General features: G+C 62.6%; 19 protein-coding genes. 1 reads left to right on the forward strand and 18 read right to left on the reverse strand.

The window, feature by feature from the left end; translation table 11 throughout:
* The 10 genes from ATN38_RS19135 to ATN38_RS19180 all read right to left on the reverse strand — a co-directional run bounded on the left by ATN38_RS19135 (position 1) and on the right by ATN38_RS19180 (position 13,005).
* A complete protein-coding gene (locus ATN38_RS19135; protein WP_007735075.1) occupies positions 1–1,794 on the reverse strand; it encodes a nickel-dependent hydrogenase large subunit in 1,794 nt (597 codons plus the stop codon).
* 54 nt (positions 1,795–1,848) lie between these two features.
* Entirely contained in the window at positions 1,849–2,964 is a 1,116-nt protein-coding gene (locus ATN38_RS19140; protein WP_042922651.1) for a hydrogenase expression protein HypE, read from the reverse strand.
* A gap of 181 nt (positions 2,965–3,145) precedes the next feature.
* The gene (gene hypB / locus ATN38_RS19145) at positions 3,146–3,952 is read right to left on the reverse strand and encodes a hydrogenase nickel incorporation protein HypB (RefSeq protein WP_218748385.1); all 807 of its coding nucleotides are present in this window, start codon (positions 3,950–3,952) and stop codon (positions 3,146–3,148) included.
* 2 nt (positions 3,953–3,954) lie between these two features.
* Positions 3,955–4,284, reverse strand: a complete 330-nt coding sequence (gene hypA, locus ATN38_RS19150) for a hydrogenase maturation nickel metallochaperone HypA (protein ID WP_073512368.1) — start codon at positions 4,282–4,284, stop codon at positions 3,955–3,957.
* Positions 4,285–4,433: 149 nt separating this feature from the next.
* Positions 4,434–6,065, reverse strand: coding sequence for a cutinase family protein (locus tag ATN38_RS19155; protein ID WP_042450727.1), 1,632 nt, complete (start codon positions 6,063–6,065; stop codon positions 4,434–4,436).
* A gap of 181 nt (positions 6,066–6,246) precedes the next feature.
* Positions 6,247–7,359, reverse strand: a complete 1,113-nt coding sequence (locus tag ATN38_RS19160) for an alcohol dehydrogenase catalytic domain-containing protein (protein ID WP_218748425.1) — start codon at positions 7,357–7,359, stop codon at positions 6,247–6,249.
* A gap of 28 nt (positions 7,360–7,387) precedes the next feature.
* A complete protein-coding gene (locus tag ATN38_RS19165; RefSeq protein WP_003942169.1) occupies positions 7,388–8,746 on the reverse strand; it encodes a pitrilysin family protein in 1,359 nt (452 codons plus the stop codon).
* 127 nt (positions 8,747–8,873) lie between these two features.
* On the reverse strand, positions 8,874–11,144 hold the full coding sequence (locus tag ATN38_RS19170) for a polyribonucleotide nucleotidyltransferase (protein WP_218748387.1): 2,271 nt from the start codon (positions 11,142–11,144) through the stop codon (positions 8,874–8,876).
* Positions 11,145–11,596: 452 nt separating this feature from the next.
* The gene (rpsO, locus tag ATN38_RS19175; RefSeq protein WP_007735061.1) at positions 11,597–11,866 is read right to left on the reverse strand and encodes a 30S ribosomal protein S15; all 270 of its coding nucleotides are present in this window, start codon (positions 11,864–11,866) and stop codon (positions 11,597–11,599) included.
* A gap of 158 nt (positions 11,867–12,024) precedes the next feature.
* Positions 12,025–13,005 (reverse strand): bifunctional riboflavin kinase/FAD synthetase, encoded by a 981-nt coding sequence (locus ATN38_RS19180; RefSeq protein WP_003942148.1) that lies wholly within the window; start codon positions 13,003–13,005, stop codon positions 12,025–12,027.
* A gap of 117 nt (positions 13,006–13,122) precedes the next feature.
* Between ATN38_RS19180 and ATN38_RS19185 the strand changes: the two genes are divergently transcribed.
* Positions 13,123–13,869, forward strand: coding sequence for a metal-dependent transcriptional regulator (locus ATN38_RS19185; protein ID WP_030535607.1), 747 nt, complete (start codon positions 13,123–13,125; stop codon positions 13,867–13,869).
* Positions 13,870–13,878: 9 nt separating this feature from the next.
* Here ATN38_RS19185 and ATN38_RS19190 read toward each other — a convergent pair whose 3' ends face one another.
* The 8 genes from ATN38_RS19190 to ATN38_RS19225 form a co-directional block, all read right to left on the reverse strand.
* On the reverse strand, positions 13,879–14,355 hold the full coding sequence (locus tag ATN38_RS19190) for a GNAT family N-acetyltransferase (RefSeq protein WP_218748388.1): 477 nt from the start codon (positions 14,353–14,355) through the stop codon (positions 13,879–13,881).
* Positions 14,352–15,272, reverse strand: a complete 921-nt coding sequence (truB, locus tag ATN38_RS19195) for a tRNA pseudouridine(55) synthase TruB (protein ID WP_020907442.1) — start codon at positions 15,270–15,272, stop codon at positions 14,352–14,354. Before truB ends, ATN38_RS19190 begins: the two co-directional genes overlap by 4 nt.
* A 24-nt stretch (positions 15,273–15,296) precedes the next feature.
* Positions 15,297–15,956, reverse strand: coding sequence for a 4'-phosphopantetheinyl transferase (locus ATN38_RS19200; protein ID WP_003942126.1), 660 nt, complete (start codon positions 15,954–15,956; stop codon positions 15,297–15,299).
* A gap of 13 nt (positions 15,957–15,969) precedes the next feature.
* Positions 15,970–16,893 carry a metallophosphoesterase gene (locus ATN38_RS19205; protein WP_058226293.1) on the reverse strand — a complete coding sequence of 308 codons (924 nt, stop codon included), beginning with the start codon at positions 16,891–16,893 and terminating at the stop codon, positions 15,970–15,972.
* The gene (locus ATN38_RS19210) at positions 16,878–18,281 is read right to left on the reverse strand and encodes an MATE family efflux transporter (protein ID WP_230359783.1); all 1,404 of its coding nucleotides are present in this window, start codon (positions 18,279–18,281) and stop codon (positions 16,878–16,880) included. The genes ATN38_RS19205 and ATN38_RS19210 overlap by 16 nt, the downstream gene beginning before the upstream one ends.
* A 10-nt stretch (positions 18,282–18,291) precedes the next feature.
* Entirely contained in the window at positions 18,292–19,284 is a 993-nt protein-coding gene (locus tag ATN38_RS19215) for a bifunctional oligoribonuclease/PAP phosphatase NrnA (RefSeq protein ID WP_063316554.1), read from the reverse strand.
* Positions 19,285–19,296: 12 nt separating this feature from the next.
* Complete coding sequence (gene rbfA, locus ATN38_RS19220; protein WP_003942248.1) at positions 19,297–19,776, reverse strand: 30S ribosome-binding factor RbfA; 480 nt, start codon at positions 19,774–19,776, stop codon at positions 19,297–19,299.
* Between the two features lie 310 nt (positions 19,777–20,086).
* On the reverse strand, positions 20,087–20,377 hold the full coding sequence (locus tag ATN38_RS19225) for a DUF503 domain-containing protein (protein WP_003942205.1): 291 nt from the start codon (positions 20,375–20,377) through the stop codon (positions 20,087–20,089).
* Positions 20,378–20,422: the final 45 nt, after the last annotated feature.

The following is a 20,422-nucleotide window of genomic DNA, read 5'->3' on the forward strand; positions in this document are numbered from 1 at the left end:
TCACTCCCCGGTCACGGACTGCGTCGGAGAGTGCAACTTCTCCAGGGTCTTGCCACCGCCGAGATACATGTGAACACCACACGGCAGGCAGGGATCGAAACTACGCACGGTCCGCATGATGTCGATGCCCTTGAAGTGGTCTCGATCGTTCTCCTCGAAGATCGGCTGACCCTGCACGGCATCCTCGTACGGGCCGGGGGTTCCGTAGCTGTCGCGCGGGCTCGCATTCCACGGTGTCGGTGGGTACGGGTGATAGTTCGCGATTTTTCCGTCACGAATCACCATGTGGTGTGAGAGAACTCCGCGGACGGCTTCGGTGAATCCGCAACCGATACCCTCGTCCGGGACCTCGAACGACTCCCACGTCTTGGTCCGGCCGGCCCGGATCTCGACAAGCGCCTTCTCGGCGAAATGAAGGGCAGCCGCGGCTGCGTATGCCTGGAAATACGTTCGCGCGCGGTTTCTTTCGAGGGTATTGCTGCCATGTTCGGGAATCTTCCACTCGAGCGAGACAGGACCCTTCAGTGCTGTTTTCGGAAGATTGATCTTCACACTGTGTCCGGTCGACTCCAGGTATCCGATGTCGACCAGGCCGGCCAGAGCGGTGCTCCACAGACGAGCCAATGCTCCCCCGCCCGTATCCAGAGCAAGGTTGTCTTTTCCGTCGAACCATCGCGGTGACATGACCCAGCTGTACTTGTCCTCGAGGTTCCGCTTCTGCGGGTGAGGGTTGGTGTGCTGATTCCACGGGTGCCTGCGATCGACCGGGTTACCCAGCGGATCGGTTTTGACGAACATCTCCTGATCACTCCAGTCCTCGTAATACGAGGAGCCCAGCATGATCCGGATACCGAGGTTGATGTCCACCAGATCCGTGGTGACCAACTTTCCGTCGACAACCACACCGGGAGTGACAAACATCTTCCGGCCCCAGTCGGTCATGTCCTTGTAGGAGAAATTGCAGTACTCGGGGTCTTGGAACGATCCCCAACAACCCAGCAGGGTCCGCCGCAGGCCAACCTTTTCGTAACCAGGCATCGCCTGGTAGAAGAAGTCGAACAGGTCGTCGTGCATCGGCACGACCTTCTTCATGAATTCGACGTACCGCATCAGCCGCGACATGTAGTCCGTCATCAGTTCGATCGTCGCGACGGTGCCGACGCCGCCGGGATAGAGCGTCGACGGGTGAACGTGCCTGCCCTCCATCAAGCAGAACATTTCGCGAGTCGAACGCGAGACTTGCAACGCTTCGCGATAGAACTCACCCGTGAACGGATTGAGAGTCCGCATGATGTCCGCGATCGTGCGATACCCGTGCTGCTCCTCGTGCGGGCAGCGCGTGTTCTCTGCCTGCGCCAGCACACCGGGATTCGTCTCGGAGACCATCTTCTCGCAGTAGTCGACGGCGACAAGATTCTCTTGAAAGATGTTGTGGTCGAACATGTACTCGGCGGCCTCGCCGAGATTGACGATCCACTCGCCCAGATGCGGCGGCTTGACGCCGTACGCCATGTTCTGTGCGTAGCACGAGCATGTGGCGTGATTGTCACCGCAGATGCCGCAGATACGACTGGTGATGAAATGCGCGTCGCGCGGGTCCTTCCCCTTCATGAACAGGGAATACCCGCGAAAGATCGACGACGTGCTGTGGCACTCCACCACTTCGCGATTGGCGAAGTCGATCTTGGTGTAGATGCCCAGACTGCCGACGATTCGGGTGATGGGGTCCCACGCCATCTCGACAAGACCGTCGCGGTCCGCAGTCGAGGTGGGTTCGGGAACGATGGCCGTCATTGCAGTGCCTCCCAGAGACGTTGCTCACGAACTGATTTGAATGTATCCGGTCGGTCACCACGTACGCGTCGCACCGGTGAGTAATTTCGACCCCCGCTCGCGCCAGTGCGGTTCCTTGTCCAACGTGTTTCCGGTGATCCGGCGGAGACTGTGGATCACGGACCCGTACATTCCCACCGCATTGGTGGAGAGTTTGCCGCCAGGTGGTTCATCCATGAACGGCATGAACTTGTCGGGGAATCCCGGCATCGTGCACCCGATGCAGATCCCGCCGACATTAGGACACCCGCCGACTCCGTTGATCCAACCACGTTTGGGGACATTGCATTTCACGACCGGACCCCAACATCCGAGTTTGACGATGCACTTCGGTGACCCGTACTCCGTCGCGAACTCGCCCTGTTCGTAGTATCCGCCACGGTCACAGCCCTCGTGAACGGTGGCACCGAAAAGCCACTGCGGGCGCAGGGATTCGTCCAAGGGAATCATCGGCGCCTGATCAGTGGCCATGTACAGAAGGTAGGTCAGGGTCTCGGAGAGGTTGTCCGGCTGAATGGGACACCCGGGAACGCAGACGATCGGGATGCCCGCCTTCGATTTCCAGGTCCACCCGAGATAGTCCGGCACGCCCATCGCACCGGTTGGATTGCCGGCCATCGCATGTATGCCGCCGTAGGTCGCGCACGTACCGACCGCAACTACCGCAGTGGCTTTCGGTGCCAGCTTGTCGAGCCATTCGCTCGTGGTGACCGGTTGGCCGGTTTCGCGATTGTTCCCGAAGCCGCACCAATACCCCTCGTCGTGAAGTTTCTCGTTCGGTATCGATCCTTCGACGACAAGAACAAAGGGTTCCAGTTCTCCGCGGTCGGCTTTCCAAAACCACTCCAGGAAATCGTCAGCGCCACCCTGCGGTCCGCATTCGAAGTCGATGAGCGGCCAATGAACCGCTACCTGCGGCAGGCCGGGCAAGGCGCCGAGCGCGATCTCCTCGATACTGGGTTGCGTGGCTGCAGTGAGCGCCACCGAATCTCCGTCGCAACTGAGACCGGCATTGATCCACAGCACGTGGATCAGAGTTTCTTCCGCTTTGGCCGCTGCGCTTGCGGGGGTAGCTGCGCTTTCGGAGGCAGGTTCCGCCGTGGTGCCAGCAGTCGATTTTTGTGTGTCCATGTCAGCCGCTTTCACGGGTGCACTTGCGCCTTGACTCTCAGCGCCGCGACTGGCCTGACACGCTATGGCCTCAAGACTCTGTGGCCTCGAATTGCCGCGGCACCGAAACGCTGACGCCACCGGAGTCGAACCTCGGCCCACTTGCGTGGCACCCACTCATTTCATTAACTACCCGAGCAGATCAGTTGTCAACGGCCACCGGAGAAATCGCCGAACGACTACCGATCCACTCGTACCACTCGCCCATGCCCTCACCTGTCGTGGCAGACAAAACAACAACGCGCACAGCAGGATTGAGTATTCTCGCCTGCTCGACGCAGGCATCGACGTCGAACTCGACGTACGGGAGCAAGTCGATCTTGTTGATCACCACGAGGTCCGCGACAGCGAAGATGTGTGGGTACTTTTTCGGCTTGTCTGCCCCCTCCGGCGTCGAAATTAGGACAACCTTGCCTTCCTCGCCGAGGTCGAAGAGCGCGGGGCACACCAGGTTTCCGACGTTTTCGATCAGAAGCAGCGATTCTTCAGCGGGATCCAAGGCGCGCAGTGCGCGGTCGATCATCGCGGCATCGAGGTGACATCCGGCCCCGGTATTCACCTGCACCACCGACGCGCCGGTCTCTCGGATCCGCTCGGCGTCGAGCCGGGTTTCCTGGTCACCTTCGATCACGGCTATCGGTCGCTGACATCCGAGCTCCCGGATAGTTCGCGCCAGCAATGTCGTCTTCCCCGCGCCGGGGGAACTCATGATGTTGAGCGCCGTGATTCGGCGGCTCCGCATCCACTGACGATTGTGAACCGCAATGCCGTCGTTCTTGGCGAGCACCTGTTGCTCGAGAATCACGGTGTGGTCGGGGTGGCCGTGCTCATGGTCATGCTCGTGACCGTGCCCGTGACCGTGACCGTCGTGTTCCTGCTCGTGTTCTCCATCTGCGACTACCGACACCCGAGGTCCTGTGGTGTCCCCGCACCCACACGTCGCGCACATGCTCAGCTCACTTCCATCGACAGGATCCGTAACTCTCGGCCGGCAAGCACCTCGACATCAGCACTGCCGCATTCACACAGCAAGAACATGTCGGGCGGCGAGAACATCACGCCGCAGCTTTTGCATCGCGCGCTGGTTGCAATCTCATCGATGTGCAAGCTGGCACCTTCGGCGTGAGTACCCGCGGTGACGACGTCGAAGCAGAACAGCAGAGAGTGTGGAACCACCGCGCAGAGTTGCCCTACTTCAAGCCGCACGCTCGATACTCGTCGCTCGCCGGCACGCTCACACACGGCTTCGACCACACTCTGCGCAATGGACAGCTCGTGCACGGTGAAACCCACGATTCGTGATCCGGAAACCTCCCTTCCACGATAAGCACCAACGGTCGTTGTGCGTAACCCGTACACGAAAACAGGCTGCGATCCGCAACTAATTGCGGATCGCAGCCTGTGACAGCGTTTTTGACGAACGGAAACCTCTAGCCGGCTGCAGCTTGTGTCGTCGTTGTCGTCGATGTTGTCGTCGCCGTGGTCGCGGCGGGCGGTGCACTCGACTGGACCAAAGTCGACGGCGCCACGGTCGACGTCACACTCGGCGTCGCGGCCGGCGCAACCGATGACGTCGTCGGCACCGCGGGTGCCGGTGCTGCAGATCCCGAACCTGCGGGTGCGGGTTGTGCAGCTGCGCCCGTGGTTGTGGTGGGCTTGGCCGAGTCGGTAACCGAAGGCGAAGCAGCCAAGGCATCGATGGCATCCGCCATCTCTTCTGCGGTCGGCTTCGCCGACGAATCGACCGGCTTGCCGTCTTGCGCCTGTTTGGCCAGATAAGTCAGCCACGCCGCTGCATACTCCGCTGACGTCAGGGGCTTGCCGTTTGCAGCATCCGAATCACGCCAGTAGTCGAAGTGGTGACCGACGTCCGGGCCCAAAGTGAGGCCGTACGGATCGTTCATGACGACGGGGATCGTGTTCTGGTTCGTGGCGATGAGGCCGACGATTTCCTTGAACAGTTTCTGCGGCAGGTACGCCAACGGCGACACTTCCTCCGTGGAAACCGAGTCCTTTGCGACTGGCTTGGTGGTGGCCTCGCTCGGCTTGTACGCCGGGTCGGACACCTTCAGCAAGACATCGAGGAAGGTTTCGTCGCTCTGCATCCAGGTGGGATTGCTCGAGATGTCGTTGAACGCGTCGAACATCACGCGTCCCATCACAACCGCGATATCCATGCCGGTGGCGGGCGTCAGATTCTGCGCTTGCAACTGGTCGACGTTGAGCTGCCGACCGACGTTTGCCGCCAGGATCAGGAGTGAAATGTTCTCGGGGGCTGCGCAGGTGAGGTCGCCGTCAGAGCAGAACGACGCAATCTTGCCTTTCAGGGCCCCGAAGTCCCCACTGGTACCTGGAAGTGCACCAGATCCGGAAGCGGTGTTCTTACCGTCCTGATATTGCTCGTTGAAACCGTCAGGGTTCATGTAGGGGTTTTTCGCGCCGGGGAACGGGCCCTCGCCCGCGAGTCGACCGGCGTCGGCGAAGATCACCACACCGACGACGTTGTCCGGATTGATGCCGGAGGTGCTCGACTCCGAGCCGATGTCCATCGCCACGCGGCGCACTACGTCAGCGCCCTCGCTGTAGCCGACAATCGAGAACTTCGTGTTCGGGCATGCGGCACTGATCGCCTTCATGACCGCTCGCGTGTTGTCCGCGCCCGTCGTCACGGCTTCTTCGTAACTGTCCATGTTGGCGGGGTACGCAATGTAGACCGAGGCGTACGAGCCGTCCTTGACCGACCCGGCGGGCGCCTTGAGTACCGGGTCCACCCAGTGGCTGCTGTAGTCGTCTGTGAGCGCCGCCGGGAGGAGTGTCTTTCCATCCGCACCGACGAGCATCTTCGTCGTACCCTCGACCGGCGTGTCACCGCGACCGGCGACACCGATCCCGACCGTGTCGTGACACTCGGTGACAGACGCGGTCAATTCGGTCTCGATCGTCTGCGATTGCGGAGAATCCACGGCAACTGCGACCGCGACCAGTGCGGCCACGCCGAGCGCTGCGGGCGCTACTGCACCCGCCAGTATTCGATGTCGCGAAAAGAACCCACGAACCGGCATATCTTCTCCCCAATCAACTTTTGGAAAACGTACGACCGCCCCCCGGGGCGTCACGCAACGTCATTCGAGTAGTCGTCCAGTACGAGAGGAGCGTTACAACGGGTAACGATTTTCCGTGGCGACTCGGGAGGGAATCGGGAGCGCAAACGCCTCATTTCCGCTGCATAACACCGACGTGCACCTACTCGGCGTCGAAGATAATGACCTGTCGGATTGCTTTTCCGTCGGCGAGTTCGTCCATACCCGAATTGATGTCGGCCAATTCGATTCGCGAGGAAATGAGCTTCTCGACCGGCAGCTTCCCGTCGCGCCACAACTGCGCGTAGATCGGGATGTCGCGGGACGGGACCGCAGATCCCAGGTAGCTGCCGATGATGGTCCGCGCTTCGGCGACCAGTCCGAGAGGTGAGATCGACGAGCGCGCGTCAGGCGCCGGCAACCCGACCGTGACGGTCGTGCCACCCGCTGCCGTCGCAGCCACCGCTGTCTCGAAGGCCCGAGCATTTCCCGCGGCCTCGACGACGATGTCTGCGCGAGCGCCACTCTCGGACAGGCCGGACGGTGTGAAGACCTCGGTCGCGCCCAGTTCCAGCGCCTGAGCCAGCTTGGACTCCAGTGCGTCGACACCGATGACGTTCTCGACCCCGAGTGCCCTAGCCGTCAGGATTGTGGCCATCCCGACGCCACCCAAGCCGACCACCATCACGGTGTCTGCCGGGCGAGGCTTCGCCGCGTTGAGGAGCGCTCCCCCACCGGTCAACACCGCGCAACCGAGTACGGCTGCAATTTCGGCCGGGATGTCGTCGTCGACGGGAACAACCGACTTGGCGTTGACCACAGCATGCGTCGCGAAACCCGAAACACCGAGATGATGTTTGACGTTCTCGCCGGAGCGCCGCAGTCGATGCGCGCCACCGAGCAAACTGCCGTCGTTGTTGGCGGCGCTACCCACCGTGCAAGGCATCCGGCCGTCAGTGGCGCATCCCGCGCATTCACCACACCGCGGAAGAAAAGTCATCACGACGCGGGTGCCCACCGACAACGAATCAACTCCGTCGCCGAGTTCGATGATTCGACCTGCCGCCTCATGGCCCAACAACATCGGCACGGGTCGTACCCGATTCCCGTCGACCACGGAGAGGTCGGAGTGACAAAGCCCGGCAGCTTCGATCTTGACCAGGATCTCACCCGGGCCCGGGGATTCGAGGTCGAGTTCCGAAATCGAAATCGGAGTCGAATCTGCGAAGGGACGCTTCCGGCCGATCTCTTCGAGCACTGCACCACGGATCTTCAACTGCACACCCCGATTTCGATAGTTCGAACTACTTGCCCACGATCCCGCGTACCGACGCGGGGAGGTCACGAACCCGCTTGTACGGACCCACGACGGCGGCTGCAAACGGCCTCGTCAAGAGCACCTGCGCCACCTCGAGCACCTCTTCGGAGGTGACTGCGTCGATGGTCGCGAGCGTCTGCGCAACACTGCGATGGTTGCCGTAGTTCAGTTCACTGCGACCGATACGGTTCATGCGTGAGCCTGAATCTTCCAGTGCCAGAACCAATCCGCCGCGCAGCGATCCCTTGGCGCGGGCGATCTCGGCATCGGTGATTCCGTCCGTCGCCACGTTCGCGAGTACCTCGCGGATCACTGTGGCAACCTCCCCGAGGTTCTCCGGCTGGCAACCTGCATACACGGAGAATGCTCCGGTGTCCGCGAAGGTGTCGACGCCCGAATAGACGGAGTACGCAAGCCCGCGCTTCTCCCGAATCTCTTGGAACAGACGAGAACTCAGCCCACCGCCCACTGCGGCGTTGAGCACCGACAGCGCCCAGCGATGGCCCTCGTGCCGGCCGAACGCGCGCACCCCGAGCGCAAGGTGGACCTGCTCGCTGTCGCGGTGGGTCAAGCTCAGTTCAGGCATCGTTCGCAAACGCAGAGTGCCTTCGCGCCGCGGCGCCGGCTTGACCCCGCGCTCGAGATGTCCGGCAAATGCACGGCGAGCGAGCGTCACAACCTGCTTGTGGTCGACGTTTCCCGCTACGGCCAGCACCATCCGCTGCGGTGTGTAACGCCGAACATGGAAGGAATGCAACTGATTGCGCGACATCGACTCGATCGATTCGACGCTACCGATGATCGGACGGCCGACAGGATGATCGCCGAACAACGCGGTCAGGAACGCGTCGCCGAGCAAGTCTTCCGGATCGTCGTCACGCATCGCGATCTCTTCGAGCACTACTTGCCGCTCGACGTCGACGTCCGCGGTTCTGCAACGCCCTCGCAGCACGACGTCGGCGACAAGGTCAACCGCCATCGGAAGGTCGTCGTCGATCACGTGCGCGTAGAAACAGGTGTGTTCCTTCGACGTGAATGCATTGAGTTCGCCGCCCACACCATCCATGACCTGCGCGATGTCCAACGCCGTCCGTGACGGCGTCGACTTGAACAGCAGGTGCTCGAGAAAATGCGCGGCACCGGCCACACTCGGCTGCTCGTCGCGCGAGCCGACTCCGACCCACACACCGACGGAGGCGGAACGCACACCGGGAATGAACTCGGTGACGACGCGCAGGCCGCCGGGAAGGACCGTGCGCTGTACTCCGGATTCGGGAGTCGCATCGATCGGCGATTTCAGCACAGCGCTGCGGCTGCGCGTGGTGTTGGGAGTGGTCTTTGCCATGAAAAGGTTCAGCAGTCCTCGGTGCAAGTGGTCAATCAGGTATCTACAGGCTCTGTGTCTACAGACAGTACAGATGCGGCCCCGCACGGAAATCCGCGCGGGGCCGCATCAGAGTACGAAGTGAGATCTACTCGGAAGCAGCCTCGTCGGCGGCCGGAGCGGCAGCCTCGTCGTTGCCCTCTTCGACCGGGATCAGCGAGATCTTGCCACGTGCATCGATGTCGGCGATCTCGACGCGGATCTTGGATCCGACGTTGACCACGTCTTCGACCTTGGCAATGCGCTTACCGCTGCCCAGCTTCGAGATGTGCACCAGTCCGTCGCGTCCCGGCAGGAGCGAAACGAAGGCACCGAAGGCGGTGGTCTTGACGACCGTGCCCAGGAACCGCTCGCCGACCTTGGGGAGCTGCGGGTTGGCAATGGCGTTGATCATGTCGATCGCGGCCTGTGCAGACGGTCCATCGGTGGCGCCGACGAACACGGTGCCGTCGTCTTCGATGGAGATGTTGGCACCGGTCTGCTCGGTGATGGAGTTGATCATCTTGCCCTTGGGGCCGATGACCTCACCGATCTTGTCGACGGGGACCTTGATGGCCGTCACGCGGGGAGCGAACGGGCTCATCTCGTCCGGGGTGTCGATGGCTTCCGCCATGACCTCGAGGATCGTGGTCCGTGCGTCCTTGGCCTGCGAGAGTGCACCGGCAAGGACCTGCGACGGGATGCCGTCGAGCTTCGTGTCCAGCTGCAGGGCCGTGACGAAGTCCTTGGTACCTGCGACCTTGAAGTCCATGTCGCCGAAGGCGTCTTCGGCGCCGAGGATGTCGGTCAGCGCGACGTAGCGGGTTTCGCCGTCGACCTGGTCGGAAACCAGACCCATGGCGATACCGGCAACCGGAGCGCGAAGCGGCACACCGGCGTTGAGCAGTGCGAGCGTGGACGCGCACACCGAGCCCATCGAGGTGGAACCGTTGGAGCTCAGAGCCTCGGAGACCTGGCGAATCGCGTAAGGGAACTCTTCGACGCTGGGCAGAACCGGCATGAGAGCGCGCTCGGCGAGTGCACCGTGACCGATTTCGCGACGCTTCGGCGAACCGACGCGGCCCGTCTCACCGGTGGAGTACGGCGGGAAGTTGTAATGATGCATGTAGCGCTTGGTGGTCTCGGGACCGAGCGAGTCGACCTGCTGAGCCATCTTCACCATGTCGAGAGTGGTCACACCCAGGATCTGGGTCTCGCCACGCTCGAACAGTGCGGAGCCGTGTGCGCGCGGGATGATCGCAACCTCGGCGGACAGCGAACGGATGTCCGTGACGCCGCGGCCGTCGATGCGGAACTGATCGCGCAGGATGCGCTGGCGAACCAGCTTCTTGGTGAGCGAGCGGAACGCTGCTCCCAGTTCCTTCTCGCGGCCTTCGAAGTTGGGTGCAACCTGCTCGAGAACCTCGACCTTGACCTCGTCGGTCTTGTCGTCGCGTTCCTGCTTGCCGGCGATTGTCAGTGCGGCATTGAGCTTTTCGGACGCAGCAGCCTCGACGGCAGTAAAAACGTCGTCCTGGTACGCCGGGAAGACCGGGTAGTCACCCGTGGGCTTTGCAGCCTTGGATGCAAGTGCTGCCTGTGCAGCGCACAGGCGTGCGATGAACGGCTTGGCGGCCTCGAGGCCCTCGGCGACAATGGCCTCGGTCGGTGCCTGAGCGCCGTCGGCGATCTTCGCGATGACGTTGTCGGTGGCCTCGGCCTCGACCATCATGATCGCGACGTCGGCGTTGTCACCGCTACCGGAAACGACGCGGCCGGCGACGACCATGTCGAAGACGGCGTTCTCGAGCTGATCGACCGTCGGGAATGCAACCCACTGGCCGGTCTTGTTCTCGTCCGAGACGATGAGTGCAACGCGCACGCCACCGACGGGTCCGGAGAACGGCAGGCCGGCGATCTGCGTCGACGCGGAAGCGGCGTTGATGGCCACGACGTCGTACAGATCCTGGGGGTTGAGGCTCATGACCGTGACGACGACCTGGATCTCGTTACGGAGACCGTCGACGAAGGACGGGCGCAGCGGCCGGTCGATGAGGCGGCAGGTCAGGATCGCGTCGGTGGAGGGGCGTCCCTCACGACGGAAGAACGAACCGGGGATGCGGCCCGCTGCGTACATACGCTCTTCGACGTCCACCGTCAGGGGGAAGAAGTCGAAGTGCTCCTTGGGGTGCTTGCTGGCGCTCGTGGCGGACAGCAGCATGGTCTCGTCGTCCAGGTAAGCAACGACGGCGCCGGCGGCCTGCTGAGCAAGGCGTCCGGTCTCGAAACGGATGGTGCGGGTACCGAAGGACCCGTTGTCGATCACGGCGGTGGATTCGAACACGCCTTCGTCGACCTCTACTACGGAATTCTCTGTCATTCTTTTCTCTTCACTTCCCTCTCGTCTTCGCCGTACCCGCGCGGGCGTTTCCACCCTCCTGGTGGAAACTGCGCACCGAGGGACGTCCCCCTCTTGAATTGCAGACGCTCCTTGCGATGCGAGCGATTTCTGCTTCGGGACGTCACGACGTTCGGGCGGCCGTCGATCGAAGTCCGCCGGAGCTTTCGGGCACTTGCCCGGTCCGGAGAACCACTACCGACAACCGACACCACGTTCTCTGGTGCATACGGTGTGCTGGCTGCGCACTGCACAACTGCGCATAAACAACTGCGCCTGGACAACTGTGCATAGCGCCGACAGCGGAAACTGCCTTGCGGCAGCTAACGCCGAAAGCCAGCGAAGCCCAGTATATGCGTGGCTTCGCCGGCTGACGGAGTGTTCGGCAAACCGAAGCATGCCGTGTTGCTTTCGATCAGCGTCGTGAGAAAAATCTAGCGACGCAGGCCGAGACGCTCGATGAGCGTGCGGTAGCGAGCGACGTCGGTCTTTGCCACGTACTTCAGCAGACGACGACGGCGACCGACCATCAAGAGCAGTCCACGACGCGAGTGGTGGTCATGCTTGTGGGTCTTGAGGTGCTCGGTGAGATCGGTGATGCGCTTGGTGAGCATTGCCACCTGAGCTTCAGGCGATCCCGTGTCGGTCTCGTGCAAGCCGTACTCGCCGAGAACGGCCTTCTTTTCTTCCGTGGTCAATGCCACTTGATTCACTCCTGTGATGACGTTTGCGTGAAAGGAACTAGATCGGGCGCGGCCACCGCAAACCGCAGCACGCACCGAGAGAAGATCCTACCAGCAACAGTGAGGCGCTCTCGCCCACCTGGAGCGAATGTGGCGGCCGCCACTGACACAGGAGGAACTCAACCGACGCTGCGTTCTGCATCCTCACTCAGAATCCGGCGTGCGCGTTCGACATCTCGGTTCATTGCCGTGATGAGCGACTCGATCGAGTCGAACTTCTCCATACCGCGAATCCGCGAAACCAGGTCGACCGCGACGTGTTGTCCGTACAGGTCAGCTTCGGTGTCGAGAACGTATGCCTCGACGGTTCGGGTCCGGCCGGAGAAGGTCGGATTGGTACCCACAGACACCGCGGCTTGGTATCGGCGACCGGGAACGACGGTTCCGAGTTCCTCGCCGGCACCGAGCACCGTGAACCACGCCGCGTACACGCCGTCGGCCGGAATCGCCGAAAACATCGGCGGTGCAACGTTGGCCGTCGGGAACCCCAACTCGCGTCCACGCTTGTCACCGTGGACGACCACACCTTCGACACGATGTGGACGGCCCAGAGCTTCGGTAGCCGCTTCCATGTCGCCTGCGTCGACGCACGAGCGGATGTAGGTCGACGAGAACGTCACCGCATGCTCGGCGAGCAGCTGGACGCCGTCGACGGCAAAGCCGAAGCGAGCGCCCATTTCACGAAGAAGATCGACATTGCCGAGCGCCTTCTTGCCGAAGGTGAAGTTGTCCCCCACCACGACCTCGGCGACATGTAGACGTTCGACGAGAATCTCGTGGACGTAGCGCTCCGGCGTCAGCTTCATGAAATCAGCGGTGAACGGCATCACGCAGAACACGTCGATGCCCAGATCCTGAGCCAATTCCGCACGCCGTTGCAGCGTCGTCAACTGGGCAGGATGACTACCCGGCCGCACAACCTCCATGGGATGCGGGTCGAACGTCATCAACACGCTCGGAACACCACGTTTGCGGGCAGCGGTAACCGCTCTCGCTATCAATTGGGCATGCCCACGATGCACACCGTCGAACACACCGATAGTGAGCACACAACGACCCCAATCGGCCGGAACTTCGTCGAGACCACGCCATCTCAGCACGATTGGCAGCCTACGGGTCCACCGGCGGCGGGTCACGTTCGGACCCGCCCAGCGAATCACCGCTGTGCTGCCGATCACGTACGGAAGTTCCGGATTTCGTAGCCTAAGCTAAGCGTTGTGGCAGCTCACAAGACCGGAACCTCGGAAGCATCATCGACGTCGGACGGCGACAGCACTTCGGCGCACGACGCGGCAATCGACACGCTCGCACTCTCGTCGGTGGCCCAGGACTACCTCAAGGTCATCTGGACTATCCAGGAGTGGTCCCACGAGCGGGTTTCCACCAAGCTCCTGTCCGAGAAAATGAGCGTCTCGGCCTCGACGGTCTCCGAGGCGATCCGCAAACTCTCGGACCAAGGCCTGGTCGATCACGCCCGCTACGGATCCATCGCCCTGACCGACAGCGGCCGCGCCGCCGCCGTCTCCATGGTCCGGCGCCACCGGTTGATCGAGACCTATCTGGTTCAGGAACTCGGATACGGCTGGGACGAAGTCCACGACGAGGCCGAAGTCCTCGAACACGCCGTTTCCGATCTGATGATCTCTCGGATGGACGCCAAACTGGGCTTCCCCGAACGTGACCCGCACGGTGATCCCATTCCCGCCACCGACGGTTCGGTGCCGACTCCCCCGGCCCGCCAGCTCAGCGACTTCGCCAACGGTGAGCGGGGCCGCGTTGCCCGGATCTCCGATTCCGATCCCGAAATGCTCCGGTACTTCGATTCCGTCGGCGTCAGTCTCGATGTCGAGATCACCGTCGAGGAGCGCCGCGATTTCGCCGGGACAGTGTCCGTTCGACTCGGCGACAGCCCCAACACCATCGACTTGGGAAGTCCAGTCGCTCAAGCAATTTGGCTCGTCTAGCCGAGGTAGTCAAAGCGGCAGTCGGTATCGGCGTTCCACGGGCCGGACGCCGTCGGTCCGGGTCCAGTCGGCGAGCCTCTCGTCGACGTACACCCACCCTCGACGCTCGTACAGTGCGATCGCCGGCAGAGCGTCGTCGACGACGTCGAGCACCAGTTCCAACCGACTCTCGGCTGCGAAATCCGTCACGGCGTCGAGTAGCGCATCGCTGAGGCCGTTTCCACGTGAGCCAGGATGAACGAACAATCGCGACACGGCTATCGATCCCGCGGTTGTGGGCGCACCTGCGACCTCGCTGTCGACGGCCACATGACCGACAACACGATCGTCACTCTCACCGACCCACGCCTTCACCACCGTGGGCGAACTGAGCCAGCGGCGCGGGTGTTGCGGCCACGTGTTCGGATATCCGTCGCACTCGTGGACCTGTACCAGCGCATCGACGCAACCGTCGAGGTCGCCGTCGACACGCTCGCGGACGATCACCCGCGAAGCGTCGCCGGTCGCACGACCATCACCGAACTGGCGCGTCGACCCTTCTCCTGCAGGAGCGCAATCGTGTGACCGGTGGGATCGATCGCCGCACAGATCCCCTTCATCCCGATCGGCTCGAGCCAGCGCCCCTGGCTGATCGCCTCGGCTTCCTCCGCCGTGATCTGCCGATGCGGAAAAGCCGTCTGCGCGGCCTGATCGATGTCGAGGCTCACACCCGGCTGATCCGCGAGATCTTCGAGCGTGCGCGCATGTTCGAGAGTGAACGGCCCGACGCGGGTGCGGCGCAATGCCGTCAAATGACCGCCGACGCCCAATTCACGACCGAGGTCGCGGGCAAGCGAGCGGATGTACGTACCGGACGAGCACTCCACGTCGACGTCCAGATCGACGAAGCCACCCGGGACATCTCGCCGAGCCAGAACCTCGAAAGTCGACACCGTTACCGGACGCGGCGCCAGCTCGACGGTTTCTCCCGCACGCACCAGAGCATGTGCGCGCTGACCGTCGACCTTGATAGCGCTCACGCTCGCCGGGATCTGCTTGATGTCTCCGGTCAGCGTGGCCACGATCGCCGCGATCTCCGCGTCCGTCACTTGCGATGCGTCTGCGGAAGTCAGGACCTCACCCTCGGCGTCGTCCGTGTCCGTCGCTGCACCGAGGCGAATGGTCGCCGAATACGCCTTGGTGGTCAGCGCCAGGAGTCCGAGCAACTTGGTCGCACGCTCCACACCGAGAACAAGGACGCCGGTCGCCATGGGATCCAGCGTCCCGGCGTGTCCCACCTTCCGGGTGTTCAACAACTTGCGGCACCGAGCGACCACGTCGTGGCTGGTGATACCCGCCTCTTTGTCGACAATCAGAATTCCGGCGCCGACAAGACCGGAGGAAGGCTTTTCACGAGCTGACACGTGTGCCGATTCTGCCAGTCGCGCTCACTGCACCGAAATTGCCGTCAGGATGAGCCCGTCCGACACCAACCACCTGCCGTCGAAAGAGGTGAGCGGCGGACCGGACGTCGCCTCGCCGGGGACCAGCAGACGCGAGTTGAAAGTGCCGGACGTTTCCGACTCCGCCTCGAACGTGATGTGGGCGTCCTCGAAACCCAACCAGCGCCCGGTGAGCGGAAACCACGCCTTGTACGTGGCTTCCTTCGCGCAGAAGAGCACTCGATCCCAGTGCACCGGACCGCCGGTTTCCTGAGTGTCCAACCACGTTCGTTCCGCCTCGATGCTGACCGCGGGCAATACCCCGTCCGGCAGCGGGCCGTGCGGTTCGGCGTCGATACCGAGTGAGCGGACCTGCATGGAGTACGCCAGGACAGCGCCGCGGTAGCCGTCGCAATGGGCGAGGCTCCCGACCACTCCCTGCGGCCAGAGTGGGGCACCACGCTCGCCGCGCATGACAGCGGCAGACGGAACACCGAGCTTGCCCATCGCCTGACGCGCAAGGTGCCGGGTAGTCACGAACTCGCGACGACGCTTCTCGACCGCGCGGCCGATCAACGCCTCCTCACTGGGGTGCGGAACCAGACCGGGCGGATCCACGAAGGCCTCGGCCGTCGCAACTCCACCGGGAAGAATCTGTTCGATCACGTAGCGATACCTCTCAGCGTCCGGCGCGCATGCGCTCGACTTCGGCTTCCTGCTCCGGCGTGACCTTGAAGTGGCCACCCCACTTGTTGAGCGTTCCCGGCGGGTACTCCGGAACGGGAAGAATCTGACGCAACAACTTCTCCGGCAGTCCACGCCGACGCCACTCGCGCGGGTATCCGAGTGAGACTTCCTCGAAGCGGACGCCGTCGTAGTACGTGGTTCGAGGGATGTGCAGGTGCCCGTACACCGAGCACACCGCGTTGTACTTCACGTGCCAGTCGGCGGTCGCGGTGGTTCCGCACCACAGTGCGAACTCCGGATACATGAGTACGTCCGTCGGCTGCCGGACCATCGGGAAATGGTTCACGAGAACGGTTCTTGTGCCTTCGGGAAGCGCATCCAACCGCGCCTGGGTGTACTCGATCCTCGCCCGGCACCATGCGTCGCGCGTCGCATACGGCTGCGGTGAGAGTAGGAACTCGTCGGTGGCGACGACGTTCTTGTCACGCGCGATCTCGAGCCCGTGTTCCTTGTCTCGCGCACCTTCCGGCAGGAAGGAGTAGTCGTAGAGAAGAAACATCGGGACGACCGTGACCGGTCCCTCGTCTCCCTCCCACACCGGGAACGGGTCCTCGGGCGTGATGACGTCGAGTTCGCGGCACATGTTGACCAGGTACTCGTACCGCGGCGCTCCGTGAATCTGAACCGGATCCTTGGCGGTCGTCCACAGTTCGTGGTTGCCAGGAATCCAGATGACCTTTGCGAATCGGCTGCGAAGGAGCTTCAACGCCCACCGAATGTCGTCAGTTTTCTCGGAGACATCTCCGGCGAGAATGAGCCAGTCGTCAGGCGAATCCGGGAACAGTTCCTCCGTCATCGGCTTGTTGCCGTTGTGACCGACATGAATGTCGCTCACCGCCATCAACTTTGCTGCCACGATCCCTCTGCTTCCTCAGTTGAACTTCCGCGCCTCGCCGTCGCCGGACCTGTCACTGCCCACTTGCCGGAAAACGCTCGCCACGACACCGCGACCATCCGAAGTACTACGAACACGGTAAGCCCTGCCCAAATTCCGGCCAGACCCCAGTCGTAGGCGAGGGAGAGCCAGATCGCGGGCAGAAACCCGAGAACTGCGCAGAGCATGGTCGCGTTGCGCAGAAACACCACGTCCCCGGCGCCGAGTAGAACACCGTCGAGTGCGAAGACGATTCCCGCCACCGGCATGATCGCGACGAAGAACCACCATGCGATCGACATCTGACCGAGCACCTCGGCGTCGGACGTGAAGAGTCCGGGGATCACGGAGTGGCCGGCGGCGAAGAAGATCGCGAGCACCACGGCAAATACCGTCGACCAAGCGGTGATCCGCCAGGTCATCCTTTTCGCCGCGGCTGCGAATCCACCGCCGAGCGCCGCTCCGATCAGCGTCTGAGCTGCGATCGCCAAGGAATCGAGAAGGAGCGAAACCAGGTTCCACAGTTGGAGGACGACTTGGTGCGCACCGACTACAGCCGCACCGAACCTCGACGCCACTGCAGCCGCGGAAACGAAACACGCTTGGAATGCGAGGCTGCGCAGAATCAGGTCACGGCCCATCAGCATCTGCGCCCGCATGATCGCAAAATGTGGTCGAGCCGAAACCGGTTCACGAAAGAGCGCCCAGGCGAACAGCACACCCGAAACACTCTGGCCCACCAGATTCGCAACAGCTGATCCTTCGAGTTCCAGACGCGGAGCACCGAGCAAGCCGTGCACCAGAATCGGACACAACACCGCCGAAATACCCAGGCCGACAAGGACGAACCGCAGCGGTCGCACCGTGTTCTGAACCCCGCGCATCCAGCCGTTGCCGGCCAGGGCCACCAGGATGAGTGGAACACCCAACACCGCTATCCGGAGCCAACTTTCCGCAGCCGCGGCGATGTCGGGAGTCCCGGCCACCGCCGAAGTCAGCGGGCCGGCGATCACCTGCACGATCACGACCAAGGCCAGGCCGATCGCGGCCGCCAGCCAGGTCGCCTGAACACCCTCACCCACCGCGTCGCGCTCGCGGCCCGCCCCGTGCAGCCGTGCGGCGCGCGCCGTCGTGCCGTACGACAAGAAGGTCAGCTGCGTACTCACCAACGACAGGATCAGACCACCGACTGCCAATCCGGCCAGCGGGAGTGCCCCGAGTCGGCCGACCACGGCGATGTCGAACAACAGATAGAGGGGTTCGGCTGCCAGCACCCCGAGTGCCGGAAACGCCAGGGAAAAGATTCGTCGCCCAGTGACGTCGAAATCAGCTGCCGAAGATCCCGCCGAGGTGGCGTCAGATTCGCTCAATGCCGCGGATTCAGCCGAGTGCCGCGACGAGCGCGGCAACAATCTCGTCGCTGGAAGTGGTCGACGTATATCCGGCCGACAGCCGGTGCCCGCCGCCACCAAGACTTTCAGCGACCGCCGACACGTCGATCGCCGACTTTGCACGCAACGAGATCGACCAGCTTCCGGAAACCGACTCTTTGAGTACGGCGGCAACTTCGGCTTCCGAAGTAGTCCGCACGATATCGACGACGCTCTCGATCTCCTCGGAGCGAAGATCGCCGATGTCACTGCGTCGGATCACCGCGTACACCAGCCCACGGCCGTCCGCGGCTTCCGGGACCAGCACCGCGGACCCGAGTACCGAAGCCAGCATCGGCAACCACCCGAACGGATGGGTGTCGAGCAGCTTTCGCGCAATCGCGTCGCCGTCGATGCCGGTCGCCAGCAAACGCGCCGCGAGCACGTGCGGAAGCGGACCTCCCCACCGGAAGGAGCCGGTGTCGGTGACCAGTCCGGCATAGAGACAGTGCGCGATATCGCGATCGATCGCGACTCCCCACGCATCGAAGAATCGTGCGATGAGCGCCGTCGTCGAAGCAGCGGTTTCGTCGACGACGTTGATACTTCCGAATTCGGAATTGGAGCGATGGTGATCAAGGACGATCGTGCGATTCGCGCCGGCGAGTCGACTCGACAACTCACCGAGACGGCCCTCGCTGCCGACATCCACCGTCACCAGTACATCGACACTTTCCCGAACATCAGTGGGCGCCACGAGCAAGTGGAGACCGGGGAAATCGCGCATCGACTCGGGCAGCGCCGACGGCCGACTGAACGCGACCTGCACCGAAATGCCCCGACGCTCGAGAACGAGACCGAGCGCAAGTCCGCTGCCGATCGTGTCCGCATCCGGCTGCACATGGCAGAGAATTGTCACCGTGTGTGCCGATTCGAGAACCTCGGCCACCTGAGCGAACTTCGCCTCGCAGGGGTCGACGTCCGAAAGTGCGGTGATCGTCATTCTCGGTGCGCGTCAGTCGGCTTCACGAACATCTGGCGACGCCTCGTCTTCGTCCGAAGCCACTCGCGGCTCCTTGTACGGATCTGCATCTCCGGCCGGTTGTGCATTCTCACGCGCCTTGGCGACCTCGTCGTCGGCGGCCTTGGCACGGGCCAGCAGTTCTTCCATATGACGCGCGGTGTCTGGAACGGTATCGGCGACAAACGTCAGAGTCGGTGTGAAGCGAACTCCGGTTCCGGCACCGACCTTCGAGCGGAGAACACCCTTGGCCTTCTCGAGACCTGCGGCGGCGGCTTCCACATCGGGTGCGGAATCAACCTTCTCGCCCATGACTGTGTAGTACACCGTCGCGTCGTGCAGATCGTTGGTGACCTTGGTGTCCGTGATGGTCACGAATGCGAGTCGCGGATCCTTGATCTCGTGATCGATCGCGGTCGCGACGATGGTTCCGATACGCTTTGCCAACTTGCGTGCCCGGGCTGGATCTACCATGACTGTCAGTCTCCTCTACCTGGCCACTCGAATCGAGGTGACTCGATCGATCAAAGTTCTGGTTAACAAGAATTATTACCGACAACAGTCTCGTCCATCGGCTACCCGGCAACCAAATCACCATCGGTAGAGGTCTTCGACCACGAGCCACCGCCGCCAGGGCCGTCGTCGATCTCCACAGTTGTCGCATGTGTCGAGCGTGAGCACAAACACCGCCACAGTTGGACCCGAAGCCACCGAATCCCTTGCCGACGAACTCGATTCGTTACGGCGTCTGGAAGAGTGGCTAAGCGACACCGCTCGATGACGCTCAGTCTTCCGGGCCGAAAATTCGCCTTCGCACAGCCAGCAACTGAATCTCCGGACGCTCGGCGACCGCCCGCTCACAATGATCGAGAACGTCGTGCAGGTGATCGACGGACGAACTGACCACACCGACTCCCACGAGCGCACGACGCAGGCGTCCCTGCTCCCCCGCCTCCGCTGCACTCACACCGAATCGACGGAGTTCCGTCAGGATCGGCGACAGCATCGAACGCTTTTCCTTGAGTGAGTGGACATCGCCGAAAAGAATGTCGAACTCCAGTGCCCCTACAAACATTTTCCCCCTAGACAGAGCCGAATGGACTCTTCCGGACTTGTATGT

Origin of the sequence: Rhodococcus sp. FH8 (assembly GCF_019266085.1) — a bacterium.
GTDB lineage: Bacteria > Actinomycetota > Actinomycetes > Mycobacteriales > Mycobacteriaceae > Rhodococcus_F > Rhodococcus_F qingshengii.